This window comes from Ilumatobacter sp. (assembly GCF_030065885.1).
Classification (GTDB): Bacteria; Actinomycetota; Acidimicrobiia; order Acidimicrobiales; family Ilumatobacteraceae; genus Ilumatobacter.
On record NZ_JASJCS010000068.1, the window covers coordinates 1 to 20,765 of the forward strand.

General features: G+C 70.5%; 16 protein-coding genes. 7 read left to right on the forward strand and 9 right to left on the reverse strand.

Translation table 11 applies throughout. From position 1 onward, the window contains the following. The 3 genes from QNJ12_RS14800 to QNJ12_RS14810 all read right to left on the reverse strand — a co-directional run. The coding region (locus QNJ12_RS14800) for a hypothetical protein (RefSeq protein WP_300623645.1) at window positions 1-2,236 on the reverse strand (2,236 nt) is incomplete at its 3' end. Beyond that, on the reverse strand, window positions 2,226-2,675 hold the full coding sequence (locus tag QNJ12_RS14805; RefSeq protein WP_300623647.1) for a sigma-70 family RNA polymerase sigma factor: 450 nt from the start codon (window positions 2,673-2,675) through the stop codon (window positions 2,226-2,228). The genes QNJ12_RS14800 and QNJ12_RS14805, both read right to left, overlap by 11 nt. 62 nt (window positions 2,676-2,737) lie before the next feature. Further along, entirely contained in the window at window positions 2,738-4,261 is a 1,524-nt protein-coding gene (locus tag QNJ12_RS14810; protein WP_300623649.1) for an HAD-IB family hydrolase, read from the reverse strand. 298 nt (window positions 4,262-4,559) lie between these two features. On the opposite strand from QNJ12_RS14810, the gene QNJ12_RS14815 reads away from it, so the two are divergent. From QNJ12_RS14815 to QNJ12_RS14825, 3 genes are all read left to right on the forward strand, one after another. Continuing rightward, window positions 4,560-5,501, forward strand: coding sequence for a LysR family transcriptional regulator (locus QNJ12_RS14815; RefSeq protein WP_300623652.1), 942 nt, complete (start codon window positions 4,560-4,562; stop codon window positions 5,499-5,501). A gap of 257 nt (window positions 5,502-5,758) precedes the next feature. After that, window positions 5,759-7,132 carry an acyl-CoA carboxylase subunit beta gene (locus tag QNJ12_RS14820; RefSeq protein WP_300623654.1) on the forward strand — a complete coding sequence of 458 codons (1,374 nt, stop codon included), beginning with the start codon at window positions 5,759-5,761 and terminating at the stop codon, window positions 7,130-7,132. A gap of 123 nt (window positions 7,133-7,255) precedes the next feature. Beyond that, complete coding sequence (locus QNJ12_RS14825) at window positions 7,256-8,521, forward strand: citrate synthase (RefSeq protein WP_300623656.1); 1,266 nt, start codon at window positions 7,256-7,258, stop codon at window positions 8,519-8,521. A gap of 86 nt (window positions 8,522-8,607) precedes the next feature. Here QNJ12_RS14825 and QNJ12_RS14830 read toward each other — a convergent pair whose 3' ends face one another. Then, the gene (locus tag QNJ12_RS14830; RefSeq protein ID WP_300623658.1) at window positions 8,608-9,366 is read right to left on the reverse strand and encodes a hypothetical protein; all 759 of its coding nucleotides are present in this window, start codon (window positions 9,364-9,366) and stop codon (window positions 8,608-8,610) included. Between the two features lie 182 nt (window positions 9,367-9,548). Between QNJ12_RS14830 and QNJ12_RS14835 the strand changes: the two genes are divergently transcribed. The 3 genes from QNJ12_RS14835 to QNJ12_RS14845 all read left to right on the forward strand — a co-directional run bounded on the left by QNJ12_RS14835 (window position 9,549) and on the right by QNJ12_RS14845 (window position 12,937). Then, complete coding sequence (locus tag QNJ12_RS14835; RefSeq protein ID WP_300623659.1) at window positions 9,549-10,655, forward strand: acyl-CoA dehydrogenase family protein; 1,107 nt, start codon at window positions 9,549-9,551, stop codon at window positions 10,653-10,655. Between the two features lie 16 nt (window positions 10,656-10,671). Further along, window positions 10,672-12,000, forward strand: a complete 1,329-nt coding sequence (locus QNJ12_RS14840; protein WP_300623661.1) for an alkyl sulfatase dimerization domain-containing protein — start codon at window positions 10,672-10,674, stop codon at window positions 11,998-12,000. Window positions 12,001-12,061: 61 nt separating this feature from the next. Beyond that, window positions 12,062-12,937, forward strand: a complete 876-nt coding sequence (locus tag QNJ12_RS14845) for an alpha/beta fold hydrolase (RefSeq protein WP_300623663.1) — start codon at window positions 12,062-12,064, stop codon at window positions 12,935-12,937. On the opposite strand, the gene QNJ12_RS14850 is transcribed toward QNJ12_RS14845, so the two are convergent. Next, window positions 12,921-13,820: a DMT family transporter gene (locus QNJ12_RS14850; protein ID WP_300623665.1), complete on the reverse strand. Its 900-nt coding sequence runs from the start codon at window positions 13,818-13,820 to the stop codon at window positions 12,921-12,923. The genes QNJ12_RS14845 and QNJ12_RS14850 overlap by 17 nt on opposite strands. A 54-nt stretch (window positions 13,821-13,874) precedes the next feature. Between QNJ12_RS14850 and QNJ12_RS14855 the strand changes: the two genes are divergently transcribed. After that, window positions 13,875-15,671 (forward strand): VWA domain-containing protein, encoded by a 1,797-nt coding sequence (locus QNJ12_RS14855; protein WP_300623667.1) that lies wholly within the window; start codon window positions 13,875-13,877, stop codon window positions 15,669-15,671. Between the two features lie 102 nt (window positions 15,672-15,773). Here QNJ12_RS14855 and QNJ12_RS14860 read toward each other — a convergent pair whose 3' ends face one another. The 4 genes from QNJ12_RS14860 to QNJ12_RS14875 all read right to left on the reverse strand — a co-directional run bounded on the left by QNJ12_RS14860 (window position 15,774) and on the right by QNJ12_RS14875 (window position 20,169). Continuing rightward, window positions 15,774-16,391, reverse strand: coding sequence for a TetR/AcrR family transcriptional regulator (locus QNJ12_RS14860; RefSeq protein WP_300623669.1), 618 nt, complete (start codon window positions 16,389-16,391; stop codon window positions 15,774-15,776). Then, on the reverse strand, window positions 16,388-17,395 hold the full coding sequence (locus QNJ12_RS14865) for a trans-acting enoyl reductase family protein (protein WP_300623671.1): 1,008 nt from the start codon (window positions 17,393-17,395) through the stop codon (window positions 16,388-16,390). The genes QNJ12_RS14860 and QNJ12_RS14865 overlap by 4 nt, the downstream gene beginning before the upstream one ends. Window positions 17,396-17,627: 232 nt before the next feature. After that, entirely contained in the window at window positions 17,628-18,056 is a 429-nt protein-coding gene (locus tag QNJ12_RS14870) for a DoxX family protein (RefSeq protein ID WP_300623673.1), read from the reverse strand. Between the two features lie 214 nt (window positions 18,057-18,270). Beyond that, complete coding sequence (locus QNJ12_RS14875; protein WP_300623675.1) at window positions 18,271-20,169, reverse strand: ABC transporter ATP-binding protein; 1,899 nt, start codon at window positions 20,167-20,169, stop codon at window positions 18,271-18,273. Window positions 20,170-20,765 lie beyond the last annotated feature (596 nt).

Genomic DNA, 20,765 nt, shown 5'->3' on the forward strand with positions numbered 1-20,765 from the left:
TCGCCGACGACCCGGTGCGGATCACGATCGAGATCGACGGTGCGCTCGCCGTCGACGACGCGTTCGCCGTCGAGGGACAACACAACTGGATCAGCTGGTTCGTGGGCGGGCTCGGACCCGGCGAGCACACGCTCACGAACCAGCTGATCCAGTTGTGTTGTCCCTCGACGGCGAACGCGTCGTCGACGGCGAGCGCACCGTCGATCTCGATCGTGATCCGCACCGGGTCGTCGGCGAAGCTCTGGTTGCTCACCCAGAGCTGGACCTCGCCGGGCTCGGGCTCGCGTTGCCGCTCGCCGACGGCCGCACCCGGTTGGACGACCACCGAGCCGGATGCGGTGGGTTGCAGCACCGTGGTCGTCGTCACCGGTAGCGCTCCCGGCGGCTCGGCCGAGGCGAAGGGATGACGGAGGAACTGATCGGCACGGGCGACCAGGTCGTCGATCAGCGCGTCGCCGACCTCGTCACCCTCGATCTCGAGAACGATCGTGGTGTCGGCGTCGCCGACGATCGTGACGAGCGCGAAGTCCGGGCCGGCGCGGAACCACGAAGCGCCTGCATCGACGAGTTCACCGAACTCGACCGGCGCACCCTGGGAGCTCGCCATGCACTCTCCGACCGCGCCGACCGCAGCAGCGAGCAAGCTCCCTTGTTCTGGCGTGCCGACATCGATGATCTCCACGTCGAGGTCCAGTCCCTGCGAGTCCGGCGGCGTCAGGATGTCGTGTACCAGCGCCGACCCGTCGAATGCCGCCAGCTGTTCGCCGACCGCCGGACACGGGAACTCCGTCGCGCCCGCATCGAACGCTTCGTTCGTCCGCTCGACGAGTCGCCACCCATCCCGTTCGAGTCCGAGCGGGTCGGCCGGCGTTGCCCTGACATCGAACGGCGGGCTCGACGTCGAGGGAGGAACATCGACGTCGCCATCGTCGTCCGCGTCGCCGCCCAGGACCGCTACCGCCCGCCCGACGAGCTCCTCGGTGCGCGGCGATGTCGCCGACCCGCGGATGAGGGCGATCAGCGGCGCGGCTTCCGGGCCCGGCGGCGCGACGACGTACGTTGCGATCTCCGAGCCGACGCGGCCCCACACGCCGTCCGCCGCGCGATCGACGATGTCCGGGTCGATGTCCTGACCGATCAACGACGACGGCGGGCACTCGCTCGGCTCGATGAGCGCTCGCCCGAGCGCAGCGCGGCGGTCCGGATCGGGCTCCAGCACGAACTGGACCGAGATACCGAACGCATCGGGTTCGGGCTGGCCGTAGACGGCGTCGAGCGTCGGCGCGTTCGCCACGGCGACGTCGGCCTCCCCTGGTCTGCAGACCGGCCAACCGGATTGGTCGAACGGGCCGACTCCCTGCAGGAACACCTCCCAACCGCTCGCCGTCACGTCGAGTGGATCGTCACCGACCAGCTCGACGAGGTCGTCGAGCCGGTTCGGCGTCTCGTCGGCGGACCGGGGCGTCAGCTCTCCGCGCAGCAGGCCGCCGACGCGGTCGACCAGCTCGGCGACGAGGGAGTCGTCGCGGCCTCCGTTGGCAACATCGACCACGACGGCGTGGCCGTTCGGGGCGTGGAACGCCAGGACCGTCGACGCGTTCCATCGATAGCCCGATACGTCCACGCCGGCACCGGCGTCGAGCGTCAACTGCTCGTACGTGTCGAGCGGCAACTCGTCGCAGTCCGAGAGATCGGTCAGCGGCCCGAGACGATCGCGAGCCGATGCGCTGTCCGCATACTGGACCTGCCTGACACCGATCCACGAATCGCCGGCGCTCTGATACCGCTCGCGCACGACCTGATGGCCGATCAGTGCGTCGGATTCCTTCTGCTCTCGACAACCCATCACGTCGGTGACCGCGTACGAGAAGGCACGTCGCTCCACCAACGTCCAGGTCGCGCCGTCCAGCTGGAGCGCATCGAGCGGGGTGTCCGGCGCCGGCACGGCGTTCGCCCACAGGTCCTCGATCGAGGACGCGCCGTCATCCGCGGGGATGCTCGCGGACGGTGCAACGGTGGTCTGTCGATCGCGCACGACCGTGGCGATGCCGGACACGGCGACGATCAGGCAGGCCGCAGCGCCCAGGATCGCCCAGCGACGACGTGATCGGGGCGCCGCAACGGTCCGACGGCCGGCTGTCGCGGTGATCGGCTCGCCGGTTCGTTCGGCGAGCGTTTCGCCGAACGCGGCGAGCTGCTGTTCCAGCTCCTCGTTCCGTTCGAGCTCATCCGGCATCGATCGTCACCTCCAGGGCGGTGCGCAGCTTGGTCATCGCCCGGGCGATGTGCGTGCGCAGCGTGGACACATCGACGTCGAGGAGCTCGGCGACCTCCACCTGCCGCCAGCCGAGGGCGTGCACGAGCACGACGCCCACCCGCTGTGGCTCGGTGAGCGCCTCGAGCGCCGGCGCCAGCTTCGGCTCGAACTCCGGAAGACCTGGCAGCGGTGCCGCCGGCAGGTAGGCAGTCGGCCGGAAGTGCCTCCGGGCCTCTGTCTGGCCGACGCGGTAGAGGTACCCGGCCGGGTTCTCCATCGCCGACAGCCGGTCCCAGTGCTCGAAGCCGTAGGCGAGCGCCTCGGCAGCAGCATCGGCACCCACGTCGGGGCCGTACGCGGCGACCAGCGCCGCTCTCAACCGTGCCGACGTTCGCTCGACGAACTCCTCGTACGTCACACCCGGGAAGAGCTCTGCCGCGCCGGAATCCGTGACATCGATGTCCGACGAGCTGCAGCGACTCAGTCGGTGCCGGGGCGGCGCTCGTGTTCGCCGTCGGGGTCGCCGGAATAGCCTGGCGGGTAGGTGGATGCCAGCTCGTCGGGGGTCGGGTCGTGGCGTTCGTGCGCCTCGGGCGGCAGCAGCGCCACGATCGCCTTCATGATCCGCTTGGTGTCGGCGTCGAGGCTCTTGCCCTTCAGCTTGACCGGCTCGCCCACGTTGGCGAGGACCGTCGGCGCATCCGCGATGTTGAGCACGTTCGGGAGGCGGGCCGAGCGTGGCCAGACCTTCTCGGTCCCCCACAGCCCGATCGGGATCACGGTGGCACCCGACATCTGAGCGAGGCGGGCCGCGCCCCAGCGGCCCTTGAGCTTCGGTTCGAAGAAGGCGGGGCCGCGCGGGATGGTGCCCTGCGGCATCATGGCCACCATCTCGCCGTTCGCCAGGGCATCGGCCGCGGCCTGGAGCGGTTCGTCGGATCCCGTGCCGCGGTCGACGCGGATACCACCCATCGCCGCGGCGAGCGTGCCCACGACGGGTGCGTCGAAGACCTCCTTCTTGCCGAGGAACCGGACCGACCGACCGGTCTTGGCGACCACCATCGACACGACGGAGGCGTCGAAGTACGACCGGTGGTTCGCGACCAGGATGACGCCCCCTTCGCGCGGGATGTGCTCGACGCCGTGCATGTCGATGTCGGCGAACGGCACCATCGACGGCCGGGTGAACGTCAGGGCGATCTTCTGCAACTCGAGGCCGACGCCCTCGATGCCACTGCCGACGCGGCTTCGGCGCGGCGCGTCCTCCAGGCTCAGCGTCGGCCAGCGGCGGGCGGCCGCCATGAAGATCATCCGTGGGTCGGGGTTCACCACCACGGGGTTGCCTACTGCCGAGAGCAACGGCGTGTCGTACACGCTGTCGGAGTAGGCGTAGCTCGCGCCCATGTCGATGCCGTGCTCGTCGGCCCAGGCTCGCGCCGCTTCGAGCTTGCCGGCCGACCACACGAACGGGCCGGCGAGGGTGCCGTCGTAGGTGTCGCCGTCGTCGTCGACCGAGTACCGGGTGGCGATGACGTCGTCGAGACCGAGCCGATCGGCGAACGGCTTGACGAGGTCGTAGGGCGTGGTGGTGGCGAGGACGACCGGCCGGCCGGCCTCGCGGTGCATCTCGAACACCGACTCGGCGAGCGGCTGCACCATGTCGACGAGCCGATCGGCGACGCCCTCGGCCGCGGCCTGCGCAGCGGCGCGTGAGTGACCCTTCGCGAAGGTCACCGCCTGCCGTGCGAGCGCCATCGACGGGAGCGTCTCGCCCACCGTGTTGAAGAGGTTGTAGAGGAACTTCTCGCCCGGGATCGTGCGGGTGACGAGGCCGGCCGTGCGCATCGCCTCGGAGAAGACCTCACCGCTCGCCCCCTTCAGCAAGGTCCGGTCGAGATCGAAGAACGCCGCGCCCCCGTCCCACTCGATGTCCGCGTCGTCGTCTGGGTCGTCGCCTGCGTCGACGTCGTCGACCTCGTCGTCGATGATCGGCTCGCTCGCCATTCGACGCAGCCTAGGCCGGGAGACGGGGGTCGTCATCCGGCGCCCGGCAGTCGCCCCACCCGGCCGTCACCGACCGACCGACACGACGCCGGAAAACGGGAAACGCCCCGATGGGGGATCGGGGCGTCTCAACCTGGGAATCCCGTCGGTGGGGGGCCGATGGGTGGGATCCCCTCGAAGCGGAACATGGGGGGTGTTCACGCGTCGTTCTGTTTGTGAAAGTATGCACGTGCGCCTGTGCATCTGGCAAGTAGAACCCAACGATACCACGTATCGGAAATCGCGATAGCCTGTCTGAATGGACGTTCGCCAGTTGGCAGCGATCGTGGCGGTCGCCGACCACGGCACGTTCTCGGCCGCCGCGAGGGCGCTCTACACCGTCCAGTCGAACGTCAGCGGCCACGTGGCCAAGCTCGAGCGCGAGCTCGGGGTCGGACTGGTGGACCGTGCCAACGGCGGGCTCACCGACGAAGGCGTGCGTGTGGTCGAACGAGCACGGCGGGTGCTCAACGAGATCGACGACATCGCGGCGGACATCGCCTCGCTCGACGACGACGTGTCGGGTGACGCCCGCATCGGCGTGATCGGCACAACGGCGCGCTGGCTGATGCCGGCCCTGCTCGGCGCCGTCGCCGAGCAGCACCCGCGGGTGCACCCGATCGTCAGCGAGGGCAGCACCACCACCATCGTGCCCGGCCTGATCTCCGGCCAGCTCAACGCAGCGATCATCCACCTCCCGATCGACGACCCCGAGCTCGTCGTCGAGCCGCTGTTCGCCGAGGATCTCCTCCTGCTCGTGCACAGCGACCACCCACTCGCGACCCGCGAGACGATGCCGCTGACCGAGCTCGAGGACGTCCCCTTGCTCCTGCCGCCCAAGGGGGCTGCGCTCCGGCGGGTGCTCGACCGCGCGGCGGCGAGCGTCGACGTCACCTTGCGGGCGCAAGCGGAGATCGACGGCGTGCGGCTCCTCGCGTCCCTGGCGTTCGACGGGTACGGCGGCGCGATCGTGCCGGCGACCGCCGCCCCGAGCCAGATCGACGGCGACTTCCGCCGCATCCTCGTCCCCGAGCTCCCGCGGCGCGTCGTCGCCTGGGCACGCCGTCGCCGCCCGGCGCCGAGTGCGGCGACCAGCGCGGTCGCGTCGATCCTCGCATCGATGGTCGAGCAGCACGCACCCTCGCAGCCGGGCGTCCACCTCGGCGACGACGCGTTCCCGGTGCACCGCAGCACCTCCTGACGCGGTCGAACGCGGCGGTTCCACCGGGCTCGGCGGCGGCCCGACGATGCGACCCGTCGACCGCACTGGCGCCGTGTCCGGCCAGCGTTTGCACTGGCGTGCGCCGGGTCCAGCGGGCCGCTGGCGAGGCGCGGCGACGAAGGAAGTGCCGGCGGCCTTGCCGTGAGCACTCTCGAGGAAGCCGGGACGATGCCAGCGGCGCGTCGGGCCGGCGAACTGGGCAACGTCGGCCGGATGCGGCACTAGTGTCCGCTGCGATGACGCTCGACGCCACCGAACAGCGCGACCCGGACGGCCTCGACGTCGCCAGAGGTGTTCCCGGACCGATCACCGCCCGAGTCCGCCTGCTCGGCGACCGGCGCGTGTCGTGGTGCGAGTTCGACGCGGTCGATCCGGCTGCGCCACTCACCGAGTCGATGACGTACACGATGGAGATCGCGGCTCGCACGGCGCTCGACGAACGCATCCCGCTCGTGTTCGTCATCAACTCGGCCGGCGCCGACATCGGCGAGGGCATCGCGCCGCTCAACGGTTGGGGTCGGGTGGCCAGGGCGCTCACGCGGTGCTCGGGCACCGTGCCGACGTTCGCGATCGTCGACGGTCCCGCCGTGTCGGGACCCGCCCTGCTGCTCGGGCTGATCGACTTCACGATCATGACCGACAGCGGCTACGCCTTCGTCAACGGTCCCGTGATGGTGCGCCAGTTCACGGGCATCGACGTGACCAAGGACGAGCTCGGTAGCCCGGCCAGCCTGGCGCAGCACGCGGGTCTGCCGGTTGCCGTCGTCGCCGACCGGGCGGCGGGCGCCGACCTCGTCGACGAGCTGCTCGCCTACTTGCCCGACCATGTCGACGGCGACCCGCCGCAGTGGCCGAACGGCGACCCGGTCGACCGGCCGTGCCCCGAGGCCGGCGAGCTGATCCCCGAGTCGTCGACGGGAAGCTACGACGTGACCCAGGTCGCCGAAGCCATCGTCGACGACGGCTCGTTCCTCGAGATCCGTGCCCGCTGGGCCGCGAACGCCGTCACGGCGTTCGCCACGATCGGCGGGCAGCCCGTCGGCATCGTCGCCAACCAGCCGATGAGCCTCGCCGGCACGCTCGACATCCCGGCGTCGCAGAAGGCGGCGCGGTTCGTCGCCTTGTGCGACGCGTTCAACCTGCCGATCGTCACGCTCGTCGACACGCCGGGCTTCTACCCCGGCAAGGACCTCGAATGGCGCGGCATGATCCGCCACGGCGCGCAGCTGGTGTTCGCTTACGGCCGAGCGACCGTGCCGCGGATCTGCGTCATCCTCCGCAAGAGCTACGGCGGCGCGTTCATCGTGATGGACTCCAAGACGATGGGCAACGACGTGTGTCTGGCGTGGCCGTGGGCCGAGCTCGCCGTCATGGGCGCCGGACAGGCCGCGGCGATCCTGCGGCGCAACGCCAGCGTCGACGAGCGCGCCGAGTTCGAGCACGACTACAGCGAGCGCCTGCTCAACCCCTACGTCGCCGCCGAACGCGGCTACGTCGACGCGGTCATCGACCCGGCCGACACCCGCCGCGAGGTCGCCGCCGCGCTCGACATGCTCGCCGACAAGCGTGAGCGGCTCCCCCGCCGCAAGCACGGCAACACCCCGCTCTGAACGCCCGGCGCCGGCGTGGCACCGAGGCCGCGCCGCCCGTTGGGGGCGCCGGAGCACGGAGCGGTAGGTTGCCACCCGGGGACAACAGCCCCACCCGACCAGCCGTGACACGAAGGAAGCACCGTGCCCGACACCATCACCATCACCGACGATCGCACCGGCAAGACGGTCACCGTCCCGATCGAGGGCGGCGTGTTCCCCGCCGCGGCAGTCCGCGAGCTCGACCCGAGCCTGTTCATCTACGACCCGGCCTACATGCAGACCGCGTCGTGCAAGTCGGCCATCACGTACCTCGATGGTGAGGCCGGCATCCTCCGCTACCGCGGCTACCCGATCGAGCAGCTGGCCGAGCACTCCAGCTACCTCGAGGTGGCCTACCTGCTGCTCAACGGCGAGCTGCCGACCACCGCCCAGATGGAGCAGTGGCGCTTCGACGTCACACATCACACGTTCATCCACGAGAACATGCGCAAGCGCTTCGTCGACGGCTTCCACTACGACGCGCACCCGATGGGCATGTTCGTGTCGTCGGTCGCCGCCCTCGGCACGTTCTACGACGGCGCGAAGGAGATCTTCGACGCCGACAGCCGCCAGCGGCAGATCCTACGCCTGATCGCCAAGACGCCGACACTGGCGGCGATGGCCTATCGCTTCTCGGTCGGCCTCCCGTTCAACTACCCCGACAACGATCTCTCGTACCCCGCGAACTTCCTGCACATGATGTGGAAGATCGGCGAGTACGAGGTCGACCCGGCGCTCGAGCGGGCGATGGACGTCCTGTTCATCCTCCACGCCGACCACGAGCAGAACTGCGGCACGACGGCGATGCGCGTCGTCGGCTCCAGCCACGCCGACCCGTACTCGTCGGCCGCAGCGGCGGCATGTGCCCTGTACGGCCCGCTGCACGGCGGCGCGAACGAGGCGGTCGTGCGCATGCTCGCCGACATCGGGTCGATCGAGAACGTCCCGGCGTTCATCGAGTCCGTCAAGGTCGGCGACGGGCGCCTGATGGGCTTCGGCCACCGTGTCTACAAGAACTACGACCCGCGGGCAACGATCATCAAGAAGACGGCCTACGACGTGTTCGAGGTGACGGGCAAGAACCCGCTTCTCGACATCGCGCTGGCGCTCGAAGAGGTCGCCCTCAACGACGCCTACTTCATCGACCGCAAGCTGTACCCGAACGTCGACTTCTACTCGGGCCTCATCTACCAGGCGCTCGGCTTCCCGGTCGACATGTTCACCGTGCTGTTCGCGATCCCCCGGACCGCCGGCTGGCTGGCGCACTGGCAGGAGCTGCTGGCCGACGGCGACCAGCGCATCTCGCGACCGCGTCAGTGGTACGACGGCGTGGGCGCCCGCGAGTTCGTCCCGATCGAATCTCGCTGAGCGCTGCCCGCGCTGACCGGGTCAGACGCGGGTGGCGGGACAGCCGCCCGCTTCGTCGACGGTCGTCGTCGCTCGCCCGGTTCGGTTCAGAGGCTGCGGCCGAGGCGGCTGAGGGCGTCACTCACCAGCGCGACGGCCGGCAGCTGCCCCTCGGTCAGCACCGCGCTGGCGAACTCCGGCATGCGCGGCGCGGCGTCGTCGCCCTCGCGTGAGGGCGCCGTCACCGCCGGCGGTACCGGCGGCTTGCCCACGGCGACGATGACCCCGGCGGGTGGAACGGGCGGCTTGCCCACGGCGACGATGACCCCGGCGGGCGGAACGGGCGGCTGACCGACGGCGACGATGATCTCGGCGGGCGGAACGGGCGGCTGACCGACGGCGACGATGACCTTGGCGGGCGGGACGGGCGGTGCACCCACCGCCACCAGCACGCCGTCGATCTCGGCGACGGCGACCTCGTCACCGGCGAGGACGGCCTCGCGGCTGTCCGATGCGGTCGACGGCTCGCGGTCACCGCTCGAGTCGTCGTCGCTCGACGCATCGTCATCGGCCCGAGCATCGTCGCTCGAGTCGTCGTCGCCCGACGCATCGTCATCGGTCCGAGCATCGTCGCTCGTGTCGTCGTCGCTCGACGCATCGTCATCGGCCCGAGCATCGTCGCTGGTGTCGTCGTCGCTGGTGTCGTCGTCGCGGGTGTCGTCGTCGGCGACGGCGACAGCGGGGTCGCCGCCCGAACCGTCGTCGTCCGCCCACGCCGTCGACGACGCCGTGCCCACCGCCGTGAGCGCGACGACGGCCGAGACCCACACACGGCCCGCCACTCGCAGAGGTTCCCGCCAGAACATGACACACAGCGTAAGAAGCCCGGCACCCGGTGTCATGAGGAATTGCAGAGAAATCCGCCATTCTTCGTCAAGACCACCTTGCATCGACCACCCACAGACCACGATCCGGGAAACTGCGACCACGATGAGTGGGATCGGGTCGCCTCGCCGTCCCGACCCTCGCAGGCGTACGATCGTTCGTGATGGACTTCACCTGGACGCCCGAGCAGCTCGAACTCCGCGACCAGGCCCGGGAGGTCGCCGGGAAGGCGGTCGCTCGCTTCGGACGGCACAACGACGCCTGGATCAACGGCTTCTCGAAGGAGTTCGCCGTCGAGATGGGCGGGCTCGGGTGGATCGGGCTCACGTGGCCGGCCGAGTTCGGCGGCGGTGGTCGCCCTCCGATCGACCGGCTGATCATCGGCGAGGAGCTGATCGCCGCCGGCGCGCCCATCGCGGCGATGTGGTTCGCCGATCGCCAGATGGGCCCGGCCCTCATCTCGTACGGTCGGCCCGATCAGCAGGAGGCGTTCCTGCCCGGCATCCTCTCCGGCGAGACGACGTGGTGCATCGGCATGTCCGAGCCGAACGCCGGCAGCGACCTCGCCGGCCTCACCACGCAGGCGGCCCGCGACGGCGACGAGTTCGTCATCAACGGCCAGAAGATCTGGACCAGCTTCGGCGAGGTCGCGGACTACTGCTACCTGATCTGCCGGACGAGCACCGAGGGCCCGCCGCATCAGGGCATCAGCGAGATCATCGTGCCGATGGACACGCCGGGCATCGAGGTGCGACCCATCACCGACATCACCACCAACCGGCACTTCTGCGAGGTGTTCTTCACCGACGTCCGGGTGCCGGCCGACCACCTCGTCGGCCTCGAGGGGAACGCCTTCAAGCAGACCATGCGCCAGCTCGAGCACGAGCGCGGCGGCATCGACCGCCTCGTCTCGAACCATGCGCTCTACTCGATGGCACTCGAACGGGCCGACACGACCGACGCCAGGGTGCGGCAGGAGATCGCACGGCTCGAGACCGGCTATCGCCTCGGTCGGGTGCTCGTCACCCGCGAGGTGCTCGGGCAGGCGCCGCGTGGCTTCTCCGCCGCCACCAAGTGCTTCTGTACCGAGCACGAGTGGCGGGTCGCCGAGTTCGTCGCCCGCACGTTCGGCGCCGAGGCGACCTTGTGGAGCGACGTGACGCAGGGCCTGCTCTACGCGCCCGGCTACACGATCATGGGCGGCACGTCCGACATCATGCGCAACATTCTCGGTGAGCGGGTCCTCGGCCTTCCCCGTGAACCGCGCTGAGAGGTAGCGTCGCCACGTGGCGGACCTGCTGGAACTGTCGGCGCGGATCATCGACAGCGGTGTGGCCGACGAACCGGTCAACCGCATCACCAACGAGCTCAGCGAGCTCGGCGACGATCTCGCGATCGTCGAGAGCTTCTCGCACTCCGTCGTCCTCCGCACCGGCGACGGTCTGGTCGCCTTCGACGCATCGCACTCGAACACCGGCGTCGCGGTGACCGACGCCATCGCCGCCTGGGCCACCGAGCCGGTGACCCATCTCGTCTACACCCACGGCCACGTCGACCACGTCGGCGGCAGCCGATCGTTCGCCGCGCGGTGGGGTGAGCCGGTGGTGCTCGGCCACGAGAACGTCGACGCACGCTTCGACCGGTACGAGCAGACCAACGACTGGAACATCCAGATCAACGCCCGTCAGTTCGGCGGCATCCGACAGGACCTCGGGCTGGGCCTCGAGAACATGGACGAGCGGAACGCGCAGTGGCGGCACTTCGTCCCCGAGGGCACCCTGCGACCGACCGTCGCCGTGGGGGACGAGCACCGGTTCACGGTCGGCGACGAGGAGATCGAGCTGCACCACGCCCGCGGCGAGACCGACGACCATCTGTGGGCGTGGTTGCCGGGCCGCCGCACGATCATGGCGGGCGACTTCCTGATCTGGAACTTCCCGAATGCCGGCAACCCGCAGAAGGTGCAGCGCTTCCCGATCGAGTGGGCGGCGGCCATGCGCGACATGGCCGCCCACGAGCCCGAGCTCATCGTCCCTGCGCATGGCCTCCCGATCGCCGGAACGAGCCGGATCGTCGAGGTGCTCGAGACCGTGGCCGGCACGCTCGACACGCTCGTCGAGCAGGTGCTGCAGATGATGAACGAGGGCGCCCGGCTCGACGAGATCGTGCACACCGTCCGAGTACCCGACGACGTCCTGGCGCGGCCGTACCTCCGGCCGTTCTACGACGAGCCCGAGTTCGTCGTTCGCAACGTCTGGCGCCAGTTCGGCGGCTGGTGGGACGGCGCGGCGAGCCGCCTCAAGCCGGCGCCCGACGGCGACGTCGGCACGGCGATCGCGGAGCTGGCCGGCGGGACCGACCGCCTGATCGAGCGCGCCCGGGTCGAGGCCGACAACGGCAACCTCCGGCTCGCCTGCCACCTCGCCGACTTCGCGGCCTGGGCGGCACCGGACGACCCCGATGTGCACCGACCTCGCGCCGAGATCTACCGCCGACGCCGATCGAGCGAGCTCTCGCTGATGAGCAAGGGCATCTTCGCCGCCGCCGCGCGTGAGTCCGAAGCGGTCGTCGCCGCCGACCCGTCCACCGACCCGTCCGCCGAGCCGACACCATGACGGCGCCGACGCCACACGCCGCACCACTCCCCCAGCTGCGTCCACGCACCGAGCCGGCGCGATGACCGGCGAGCCGCTCCAGATCGAGGTCGGCGGCGTCGAGCTCGGCGCCGTCCGATGGCGCGGCGCGCCCGGGGCTCCCGTTGCGCTGGGGGTCCACGGCATCACGGCCAACGCGTGGAGCTGGGCCGGGGTCGCGGCGGCGCTGGACGGCGAGATCGGGCTGGTCGCGATCGACCTGCGCGGGCGCGGCGGCAGCAGCGCGACGCCGGGGCCGTTCGGCATGCGTCAGCACGCCGACGACGTCGCGGCCGTCATCGACCGCCTCGGTGCCGCGCCGGCGGTCGTCGCCGGGCACTCGATGGGCACCTACGTCGCACTCATGTGCGCCGAGCGACACCCCGCCGAGGTCAGCGGGCTGGTGCTCGTCGACGGCGGCCACGCGCTGGCGATGCCCGAGGGTCTGAGCCCGCAGCAGGCACTCGATGCGATCGTCGGCCCCGCCATCGAGCGGCTCCGCACCGTCTGGCCCGACCGGGTGGCCTACCGCACGATGTGGAGCGAGCATCCCGCCTTCGCCGGCGAGCTGACGCCCGATGTCGAGCGCTACGTGCTGTCCGACCTCGTGCCGTGCGAGGGCGGGTTCCGGAGCTGCGTCAGCGAGGACGCGGTGCGATTCGACGGGGAAGAGCTGCTCGTCGACGACGAGGTGCGCACCGCCATCGATCGGCTCGCCGAGCCGACGACGATCATCAGAGCCGAGACCGGGCTGATGGCCGCTCCGCCGCCGTTCATTCCCGACGATGTCGTCGATCGGTATCCGCAGCACGCATGGCACACCGTGCCCGGCACGAACCACTACAGCGTGCTGATCGGCGAGGCGGGCGCCACCGCGGTGGCCGATGCGCTCAGGACCGCCGTCAGCTCCCGAGAGTGATCAGGGCGACGGCCACGACGGCCAGGCTCATCCCCGCGAGCTGAGGCCGGGCGGCCCGCTCGCGATCGAACACCATGGCGAGCACGATCGTGCTCGCGGGGTAGAGCGAGACGAGCACGGCGACGATGGACAGCAGGCCCTCGCGCGTCGACAGCAGGAAGAGCGCGTTGGCGAGACCGATCAACGCCCCGATCGCCACGCTCGGCCTCACGACGGCGAACGACAGCCGCTCGACCTGCCCGCGTCGCCGCCCGACGACGTAGGCCGCGAGCAGCAGCGGCGCCCCACCCGCCCGCGCGGTGAGCAGGGGCCACAACCCCGCGTCGTCGCCCGCCTGGTCGTAGCCGATGAACAGCAGTCCGAACGACGCACCCACGAGCACCGCGAGCGCGATCGTGCCGACCGCCACGTCGTGATACGTGGCCCCCACCGCGCCGCCGATGAGCGCAACGGCACCGACGGCGAGCACGATCCCGAGCAGGCCGAGCAGCTCGGGACGTTCGCCGAGCGACAGACCGACGACGACGGGGAACCCGGCGGCGACGATCCCGGTGACCGGAGCGACGACCGTCATGTTGCCCCGCGAGAGCGCGGCGTAGAGGCCGATGACGCCCAGGCTGCCGGCGAGCCCGGCGACGACGCCCCACCAGAACGCCCGGGCCGACGGTGACCCGTCCTCGACCGCGAGCACGATCACGGCGATGATCGGGGCGAGCGCCACCTCGGCCACGCAGGTGACGGCGATCGGCGAGAACCGGCGGCTGGTTCTGCCGCCGAGGTAGTCGGAGACGCCGTAGATGGTCGCCGAGAGGAGCGCCAGCACGATCGCCACCCGGTTGGTGTAGCAGGCCGAGGCCGAGGGGGCGTGGCCGGGAACCGTCATCGTTTCGTCACGCGGCGCGGGAACTCCGGCCGGCGCACCGAGCGTCAGACGGCCATGAAGCGCAGCAACGTGAACACGACAGCGGCCGTCCTCGCGGCCATCACACTGGTCCTCGCCGCGTGCAGCGGGGACGACGACGACGCAGCCACCAGCGGCGACGCAGCCACCGAGGATGAGGGAGGCATCTTCGACGACGGTGGCACGAGCAACTCGGTCGCGGACTCGTCGCGCGACGAGAACTCCGGTGGCGCGGACGACGCCGAGGCCGACTTCGACGACAGCGCGGATGTCGGCGACGTCGGTGAGGCCGACATGGCGGCCGACGAAGGCGACGCCATGACGGAGGCCGACGAGAGCGGTGACGTCGCCGCCGACTCGGCCGTCGACACGCCGGCGAGCGGAACCGTGACGGCCAGTCGCACCGACGGCGACGCAGAAGGTGGCCTGTTCGGTGCCGAACCCGAACCACGCGACGCCGACGATGCCCGGCTCGAGGACAACACGTTCGAGGACTACGGGTACCGCGACTTCATCGACGCCGACGACGACCCGCTCTCGACGTTCGCGCTCGACGTCGACACCGGCTCGTACACGGTGATGCGGCGCTGGCTCGACGAGGGCACGCTGCCACCGCGTGAGTCGGTGCGCCCCGAGGAGTACATCAACGCCTTCGACTACGACTACGACACGCCCCGCAACGGTCTCGAGCTGTCGGTCGACGGCGGCCCGTCGCCGTTCGACGACGACAACTACCTGGTCCGCATCGGCGTCCAGGGTGAGATCGTCGACGATCGAGACCGCGGTCCCGCCGCGCTGACGTTCGTGATCGACACGTCCGGTTCGATGGACCGCGACGACCGGCTCGGGCTGGTCAAGGAGTCGCTGACGATCCTCGTCGACGAGCTCGACGACGACGACACGGTCGCCATCGTCACGTACGACGACAGCTCGGGCGTCGTGCTCGAACCGACCTCGGTCGGCGATCGCGACGAGATCCTCGATGCGATCGACCGGCTGCGCCCCGGTGGTTCGACCAACCTCGAAGCCGGCCTCCGCGAGGGCTACGCGCTGGCCGACGACGCCTTCCAGCGCAACGGCATCAACCGAGTCATCCTGGCTTCGGACGGCGTCGCCAACGTGGGCGTCACCGATCCGGACGAGCTCGCCCGCATGATCCGCGACGACGCGGACCGGGGCATCAACCTCGTGACCGTCGGGTTCGGCATGGGCAACTTCAACGACGTCACGATGGAGCAGCTCGCCGACCAGGGCGACGGCTTCTACGCCTACGTCGACACCGAGGACGAGGCCGAGCGGCTCTTCGAGGACGAGTTGACGTCGACCCTGCTGACGATCGCCAAGGACGCCAAGATCCAGGTCGAGTTCGACCCGGAGATCGTCGAGGCGTACCGCCTGATCGGCTTCGAGAACCGCGGTGTGCTCGACCGGGACTTCCGTGACGACGACGTCGACGCCGGCGAGCTCGGCGCCGGCCACCAGGTGACGGCGATCTACGAGGTCGAGCTCGAGCGGGGTGTCGATCTCGATGACCGTGACGACGTCGGCGAGGTGTTCCTCCGCTGGGAGGATCCCGACGACGGCGACGTGATCGAGATCGACGAGGACATCGACCTCCGGGACATCGAGGAGGACTGGCGGGACACCCCCGAGGACTTCCAGCTGGCGACCGTGGTGACCGTGTTCGCCGAGGTGCTCCGCGACAACCCCTACGCCGACCGCATCGACATCGACGACCTCGTCGAGGAGGCCGATCGCCTGGCCGACGAGCTGAACGACCGAGACGTCGACGAGCTCGCCGACCTGATCGAGCTGGCGGCCGACCTCAGCTGACCACGACCCACGACACGCTGATCACCAGGTGGTGGACCCCACTCCGCTGACCACCTGGAGCCGGCCCGGAGGCCCCGACGAGGGTCTCCGGGTCTGGCGCGATCACGCGTCGGGCGGCTGGGCCAGGCCGCGGACGACGATGCGCATCGCCACCTCGACGTCGGCTCGCCACGTCCTCGGTGGGGCGGCCTGGGTGAGCGAGAGCTTCCAGCCGTCGACGACGGCGACGACGAGACGGGTCGCCTGAGCGGCCGTCGCGCCGCCGAAGCGGGCGTCGATCTCGCCGTCGACCGCAGCGGCCGTGAGCAACGATCGAACGAGTGCCTCGAACCGTCGCTCGGCAGCCGCGGCGAGCTCTCCGCCGATCCTCCGGTTCACGTCGAGCAGCGCGGTGCCGTGTGGCGACGACAGCACGATCTCGACGTGGGCCGAGAGCTGCGCGATCGCGGCGGCGGCGAGCCGCTCGTCCACGTCGCCCGGCCGTGCGGCCGCCTCCGCACAGGCGGCCGAGGTCTGCTCGTGGAGCCGTTCTGCTGCGGCGAGGAACAGGTCGGACTTGTTCGCGAAGCTGCGGTAGAGCGTCGGGCGCGAGACACCGGCCTCGGCGGCGATGTCGCTCATCGACGTCTTCACGTAGCCGGTCGTCATGAACGCCCGGAACGCCGCGTCGATCAGCTCGTCTCGCCGGTGATCGAGGCGCTCGGGCCGATCGGCGTTCATCGGTCGTGCCGGACGACGTCGTCGAGGCCGAGCACGAAGTCGGCGCCGAACTCCTGCGCAGGCGTGCGGAAGCCGGGCGTCGGCGACGTGGTGCCGAGCCGTTCGACGATCGCCAGCGCCGCATCCACGGTGTGGACGTACGCGTCGGGCGTCGTCAGCGTGGCCTCGGCGCGACCGCCGGCACCGTCGTCGGCCACCGCCCAGATCTCCGCCGAGCCCTTCGAGCGGGCTCGCTCGGACGGGCCGGCGGGGAGCATGCCGGCCGCCTGGCGCAGCAGTCGCGTGAGGAGCGGCGGGTCGGCCGGGTCGCCTCGTCGATGAGCGCTCGCCATCGCACGCTCGACGAGGCGAGGCACCGCGATCCACGTCGTGACGCGCTCGATCCCGGTCGAGCGGGGCGCCGTCAGCAGGTCGCCCCGCCACGGATTGCGGATGCATCGGCGGTCGCCTCCGGGGAAGCACACGAGCCGGCGATCGAGCTCGGGGTCGTCGACGGCGCCGCGGTCGCCGAAGCCGGCCGTCATCGACCGGAGGGTCCCGGCCGAGACGCCGCCGTCGGTGAGGAAGGCGATGTCGAGCGTCGTGGCGCCCGGCAGGCGGTCGGCCAGGTGACGCGCGAGGCAGTCGGTCGGCACGACCCCGAACCCGACGCCCGGCATCAGCATCACGCCGGCCGCCCGCGCACGGTCGTCGAGCCGTAGCACGGCCTCGTACTCGGCGATCTCGCCGGCGATGTCCAGGTAGTGCACCCCGTGCTCGACGCAGCGCGCCGCAAGCGCTGCCGCCGTCGCCGAGAACGGCCCGGCCGCGTTGAGCACGACGGATACGCCGGCGAGGTCGATGTCGGCGACGCCGCCGACGCGCGACGGGATCCGGTAGTCGTCGGCGAGCGCGAGCACGGCCTGCGAACGGGCCCCGGCGACGACGTCGATGCCCTGCCGCACGGCGGCGTGCACGAGCAGCTTCCCGACGTATCCGGTGGCGCCGTAGACGAAGGCGGTCATCGGCGTGCCTCAGCCGAACAAGGGCCCGGCCGACGCGGCCTCGTAGCGGACGAATTCGGGCGTACCCGTGACGGCGCCCGCGATCGCCACGGGGTCCACCGTGGCTGCACCGGCGATGACGATCATCGAGCCGATGTTAACAGATGAACGCTGATTGTCTCACCCGTCTCACTGGGGACGGAGCGGCCGGGCCCGCGGTCCGGGCACTCGGTTCCTCCTCCTCGTCGGCGCGTCAGGGGCGGGCGGGTGCCGGTTCGAGCCCGACCTGCTCGTCGACCGAGAGCCAGCCGGGACCGGTGACGACCAGCGCCAACAGGCCGGCGAGCAGCGCGAGATCGAGCTCGGCTGCGCCCAGCAGGCCGTCTTCGAGTTTGACGAATAGGAGCGATCCGACCATCACGGCTGCGAGCGCCGAGGCGGCGAGTCGCGTCGCAAGGCCGATGATCAGCATCGCGCCCGCGATGATCTCGGTCACCGCCGTGAGCGGGGCGGCGAGGCCGGGCACGGGCACGCCCCATCCGTCGAAGGCGCCCTCGACGTTGGAGATGCCGGTGTCGAACTTGTCGACGCCGTGCCAGAAGAAGATGACGCCGAGCGCCAACCGGAGCATCAACGGCGCCGCCGGGCGGAGACGATCGAGGGGTGCGAAGGGGGTGCGCATGTGGGGGTCCTTTCGGGGTGCATCGCCCGCTCGCCCAGGAACCCGACCGCAGGTCGACGCGATTCCGGATCACACGGTGATGATCGGGTTATCCCGGCGGACGCCCGCGATGTCGCCGTTTCGGCGTCCCAGCATCGGCGCCGGCGCCGCTGCGGGTGGGCGTCGTCCCCGCTCGCAACGCGTGATGTTCTTGCGCAGATAGTGCGCACGAACATCACGCGTTGCCGCGGGTCGCGAGCACCCGCTCGCGCTCGGCGTCGGTGAGGCTGGCGAAGTACTCGCACCGGCCGTCGGCGAACACCGTGCCGTCCTCGCACGTGGTCTCGATCTCGCCGTCGCCGAACTGCTCGTGGTAGAGCGCTGCGTACGCGCCGGCCGCCTCGAGCAGGTCGCCGTGGGTGCCCGACTCGACGATCCGGCCGTGGTCGACGACGTGGATCACGTCGGCGGCCTGGATGGTCGAGAGGCGGTGCGCCACGGCCAGGGTGGTGCGGCCGCTGACCAGCTCGTCGAGGGCGGCCTGGATGCGGCGCTCGGACGCGGTGTCGAGCGCCGACGTCGCCTCGTCGAGCACCAGCACCTTCGGGTCGTGGAGGAGCACGCGGGCGATCGCGATCCGCTGCCGCTCACCGCCCGACAGCCGGAACCCGCGCTCGCCGACCACCGTCTCGTAGCCGTCGGGGAACTCCATGATCCGGTCGTGGATGGCCGCCGCGCGGGCCGCCTTCTCGACCTCGGCGTCGGTGGCGTCCTCCCGGCCGTACGTGATGTTGGCGCGCAGCGTGTCGGCGAACAGGTAGCTCTCCTGCGTGACGAAGCCGACCGACGACGCCAGTGACGCGAACCCCAGCTCGCGGAGGTCGACACCGTCGAGGCGCACCGAACCCTCGGTCGGGTCGTAGAGGCGGGCGAGCAGTGACAGCACCGTCGACTTGCCCGACCCTGACGGGCCGACGAGCGCGACGAGCTGCCCAGGGCGGGCGGTGAACGTGACCTCGTCGAGGGCCGCCGGCGTCGCGTCGTCGTGTTGGTCGTAGTGGAAGTGCACCTGCTCGAAGGCGATCTCGCCGCGCACCGCCTGCGGCTCGATCTGCGTCGGGTCGTCCGCCTCGACCACGTCGGACTCGGCGTCGAGGTAGGCGAAGATCCGGCGGAACAGGGCTCGTGACGACTGGAGCTCGACGGTGGTCTCGAGCAGTCGTGCAACCGGGAAGAACAGCCGCGACTGCAGCGTGGTGAACGCGACGATCGTACCGGCGGACAGCGACGTGTTGCCGCCGTCGAGCAGGAAGGCCGCCACCAGGTAGACGACGACCGGCGTCGCACCGAGGAACGCCTGGACGACGGTGAAGAACGACTGCCCGATCACCTGCTGCTTGGTGGCGACGGCGGCCAGCCGCTGGTTGGCATCGCTGAACCGTGCGATCTCGCGGTCCTGGCGACCGAACAGCTTGGCGAGCGTGATGCCCGACACCGACAGCGTCTCCTGGGTGACGACGCTCATCTGGGCGGTCGCGGCCTGGGTCTCGGCCGTGAAGGCCTCGCGCAGGCGGCCGACACGGCGGGTGGCGATGACGAAGAACGGCACCGTGGCCAGCGCGAGCAGGGTCAGCATCGGCGAGAGCACGAGCATCGCGACCACGGCGCTGCCGAACGTCACGATGTTCGCCAGGATCGACGAGAGCGTGGACGTGACCGCGGTCTGCACGCCGCCGACATCGCTGGTGATGCGGCTCTGCAGGTCGCCGGTGCGCGACGACGCGTAGAACGACAACGAGAGGCCCTGGAGGTGGGTGTAGAGGCGGTCGCGCAGGTCGCGGAGCACGTCCTGGCCGAGCCGGTTGGTGACGATCGTCTGCATCACGCCGAGCGCGGCGGACCCGATCGTGACGACGAACATGATCACGCACAGCCAGACCACCAGCGAGACGTCGGGTCCGTCAGCGTCCGCCGGGAAGAGACCGTCGTCGAAGGTGCGCTGGATCAGCAGCGGGTTGACGATGCCGATCACGGCGGTCGCGACCACCAGCAGGACGACGCCGGCCACCCTGGTTCGGTGCGGCTTGAAGAGCCCGGTGACGCGGCGCCAGCTGAAGTCGCTCTGCTCGTCCATCGCTCCAGTGTGCCGGTCGATTCGACGACCGTCGAACCGTGACCGTGCCATCCTCGGGACAGGTGGCTCGGGAAGCGTCAGCGTCGGTCACTCGAGCCCACGATCCGGCGATGTCGGACGATGCAGTGTCCCGAGAAGTGCCGATCTGCTCGGGTCGGTCGGGCCCAAGGGAGGTGGTCGATACCGCGGTGGGTCGGGCCTCGGGAGCGCACCGCTGGCGTGACCGGAGCTGTCGGACGTACAGCGACCTTTCGAGAGATCGACGGGCAGGAGAACGCGTCGAAAGGATCGGGGACGACGGCGGCTCGGCCAACGGGAGTGTCGAGGGGTTCTGCGACGGTCTTCCCGCGGGCATCGATGACTCGACGTACCGCGTCGTCGGCGGACTCAACAAGCCAGCTCGGCTCGTAGCCGGGTTCGGTCGTGGTGGGCTGCCCCGATGGCAGCGTCCCGTGCCTTCGCCCGGAAGGTCGTTCGGCCGACCCGCCAGACTCGGTGACACCCGTCGTTCCAAGACATCGTGGTTGGTCGGGTACGCGATTCGGCGATCGGAGGCGTGTTACTCACATGAGACTCGGGGCCAAGGCGCTTGACGG

Excerpts from the sequence above, each read along its gene's own strand:
- QNJ12_RS14810 (WP_300623649.1), bottom strand. The coding sequence starts at position 4,261 with ATGGCGAGCGAGCCGATCATCGACGACGAGGTCGACGACGTCGACGCA.
- QNJ12_RS14815 (WP_300623652.1), top strand. The coding sequence starts at position 4,560 with ATGGACGTTCGCCAGTTGGCAGCGATCGTGGCGGTCGCCGACCACGGC.
- QNJ12_RS14820 (WP_300623654.1), top strand. The coding sequence starts at position 5,759 with ATGACGCTCGACGCCACCGAACAGCGCGACCCGGACGGCCTCGACGTC.
- QNJ12_RS14830 (WP_300623658.1), bottom strand. The coding sequence starts at position 9,366 with ATGTTCTGGCGGGAACCTCTGCGAGTGGCGGGCCGTGTGTGGGTCTCG.
- QNJ12_RS14835 (WP_300623659.1), top strand. The coding sequence starts at position 9,549 with ATGGACTTCACCTGGACGCCCGAGCAGCTCGAACTCCGCGACCAGGCC.
- QNJ12_RS14845 (WP_300623663.1), top strand. The coding sequence starts at position 12,062 with ATGACCGGCGAGCCGCTCCAGATCGAGGTCGGCGGCGTCGAGCTCGGC.
- QNJ12_RS14850 (WP_300623665.1), bottom strand. The coding sequence starts at position 13,820 with ATGACGGTTCCCGGCCACGCCCCCTCGGCCTCGGCCTGCTACACCAAC.
- QNJ12_RS14855 (WP_300623667.1), top strand. The coding sequence starts at position 13,875 with ATGAAGCGCAGCAACGTGAACACGACAGCGGCCGTCCTCGCGGCCATC.
- QNJ12_RS14860 (WP_300623669.1), bottom strand. The coding sequence starts at position 16,391 with ATGAACGCCGATCGGCCCGAGCGCCTCGATCACCGGCGAGACGAGCTG.
- QNJ12_RS14865 (WP_300623671.1), bottom strand. The coding sequence starts at position 17,395 with ATGACCGCCTTCGTCTACGGCGCCACCGGATACGTCGGGAAGCTGCTC.
- QNJ12_RS14870 (WP_300623673.1), bottom strand. The coding sequence starts at position 18,056 with ATGCGCACCCCCTTCGCACCCCTCGATCGTCTCCGCCCGGCGGCGCCG.
- QNJ12_RS14875 (WP_300623675.1), bottom strand. The coding sequence starts at position 20,169 with ATGGACGAGCAGAGCGACTTCAGCTGGCGCCGCGTCACCGGGCTCTTC.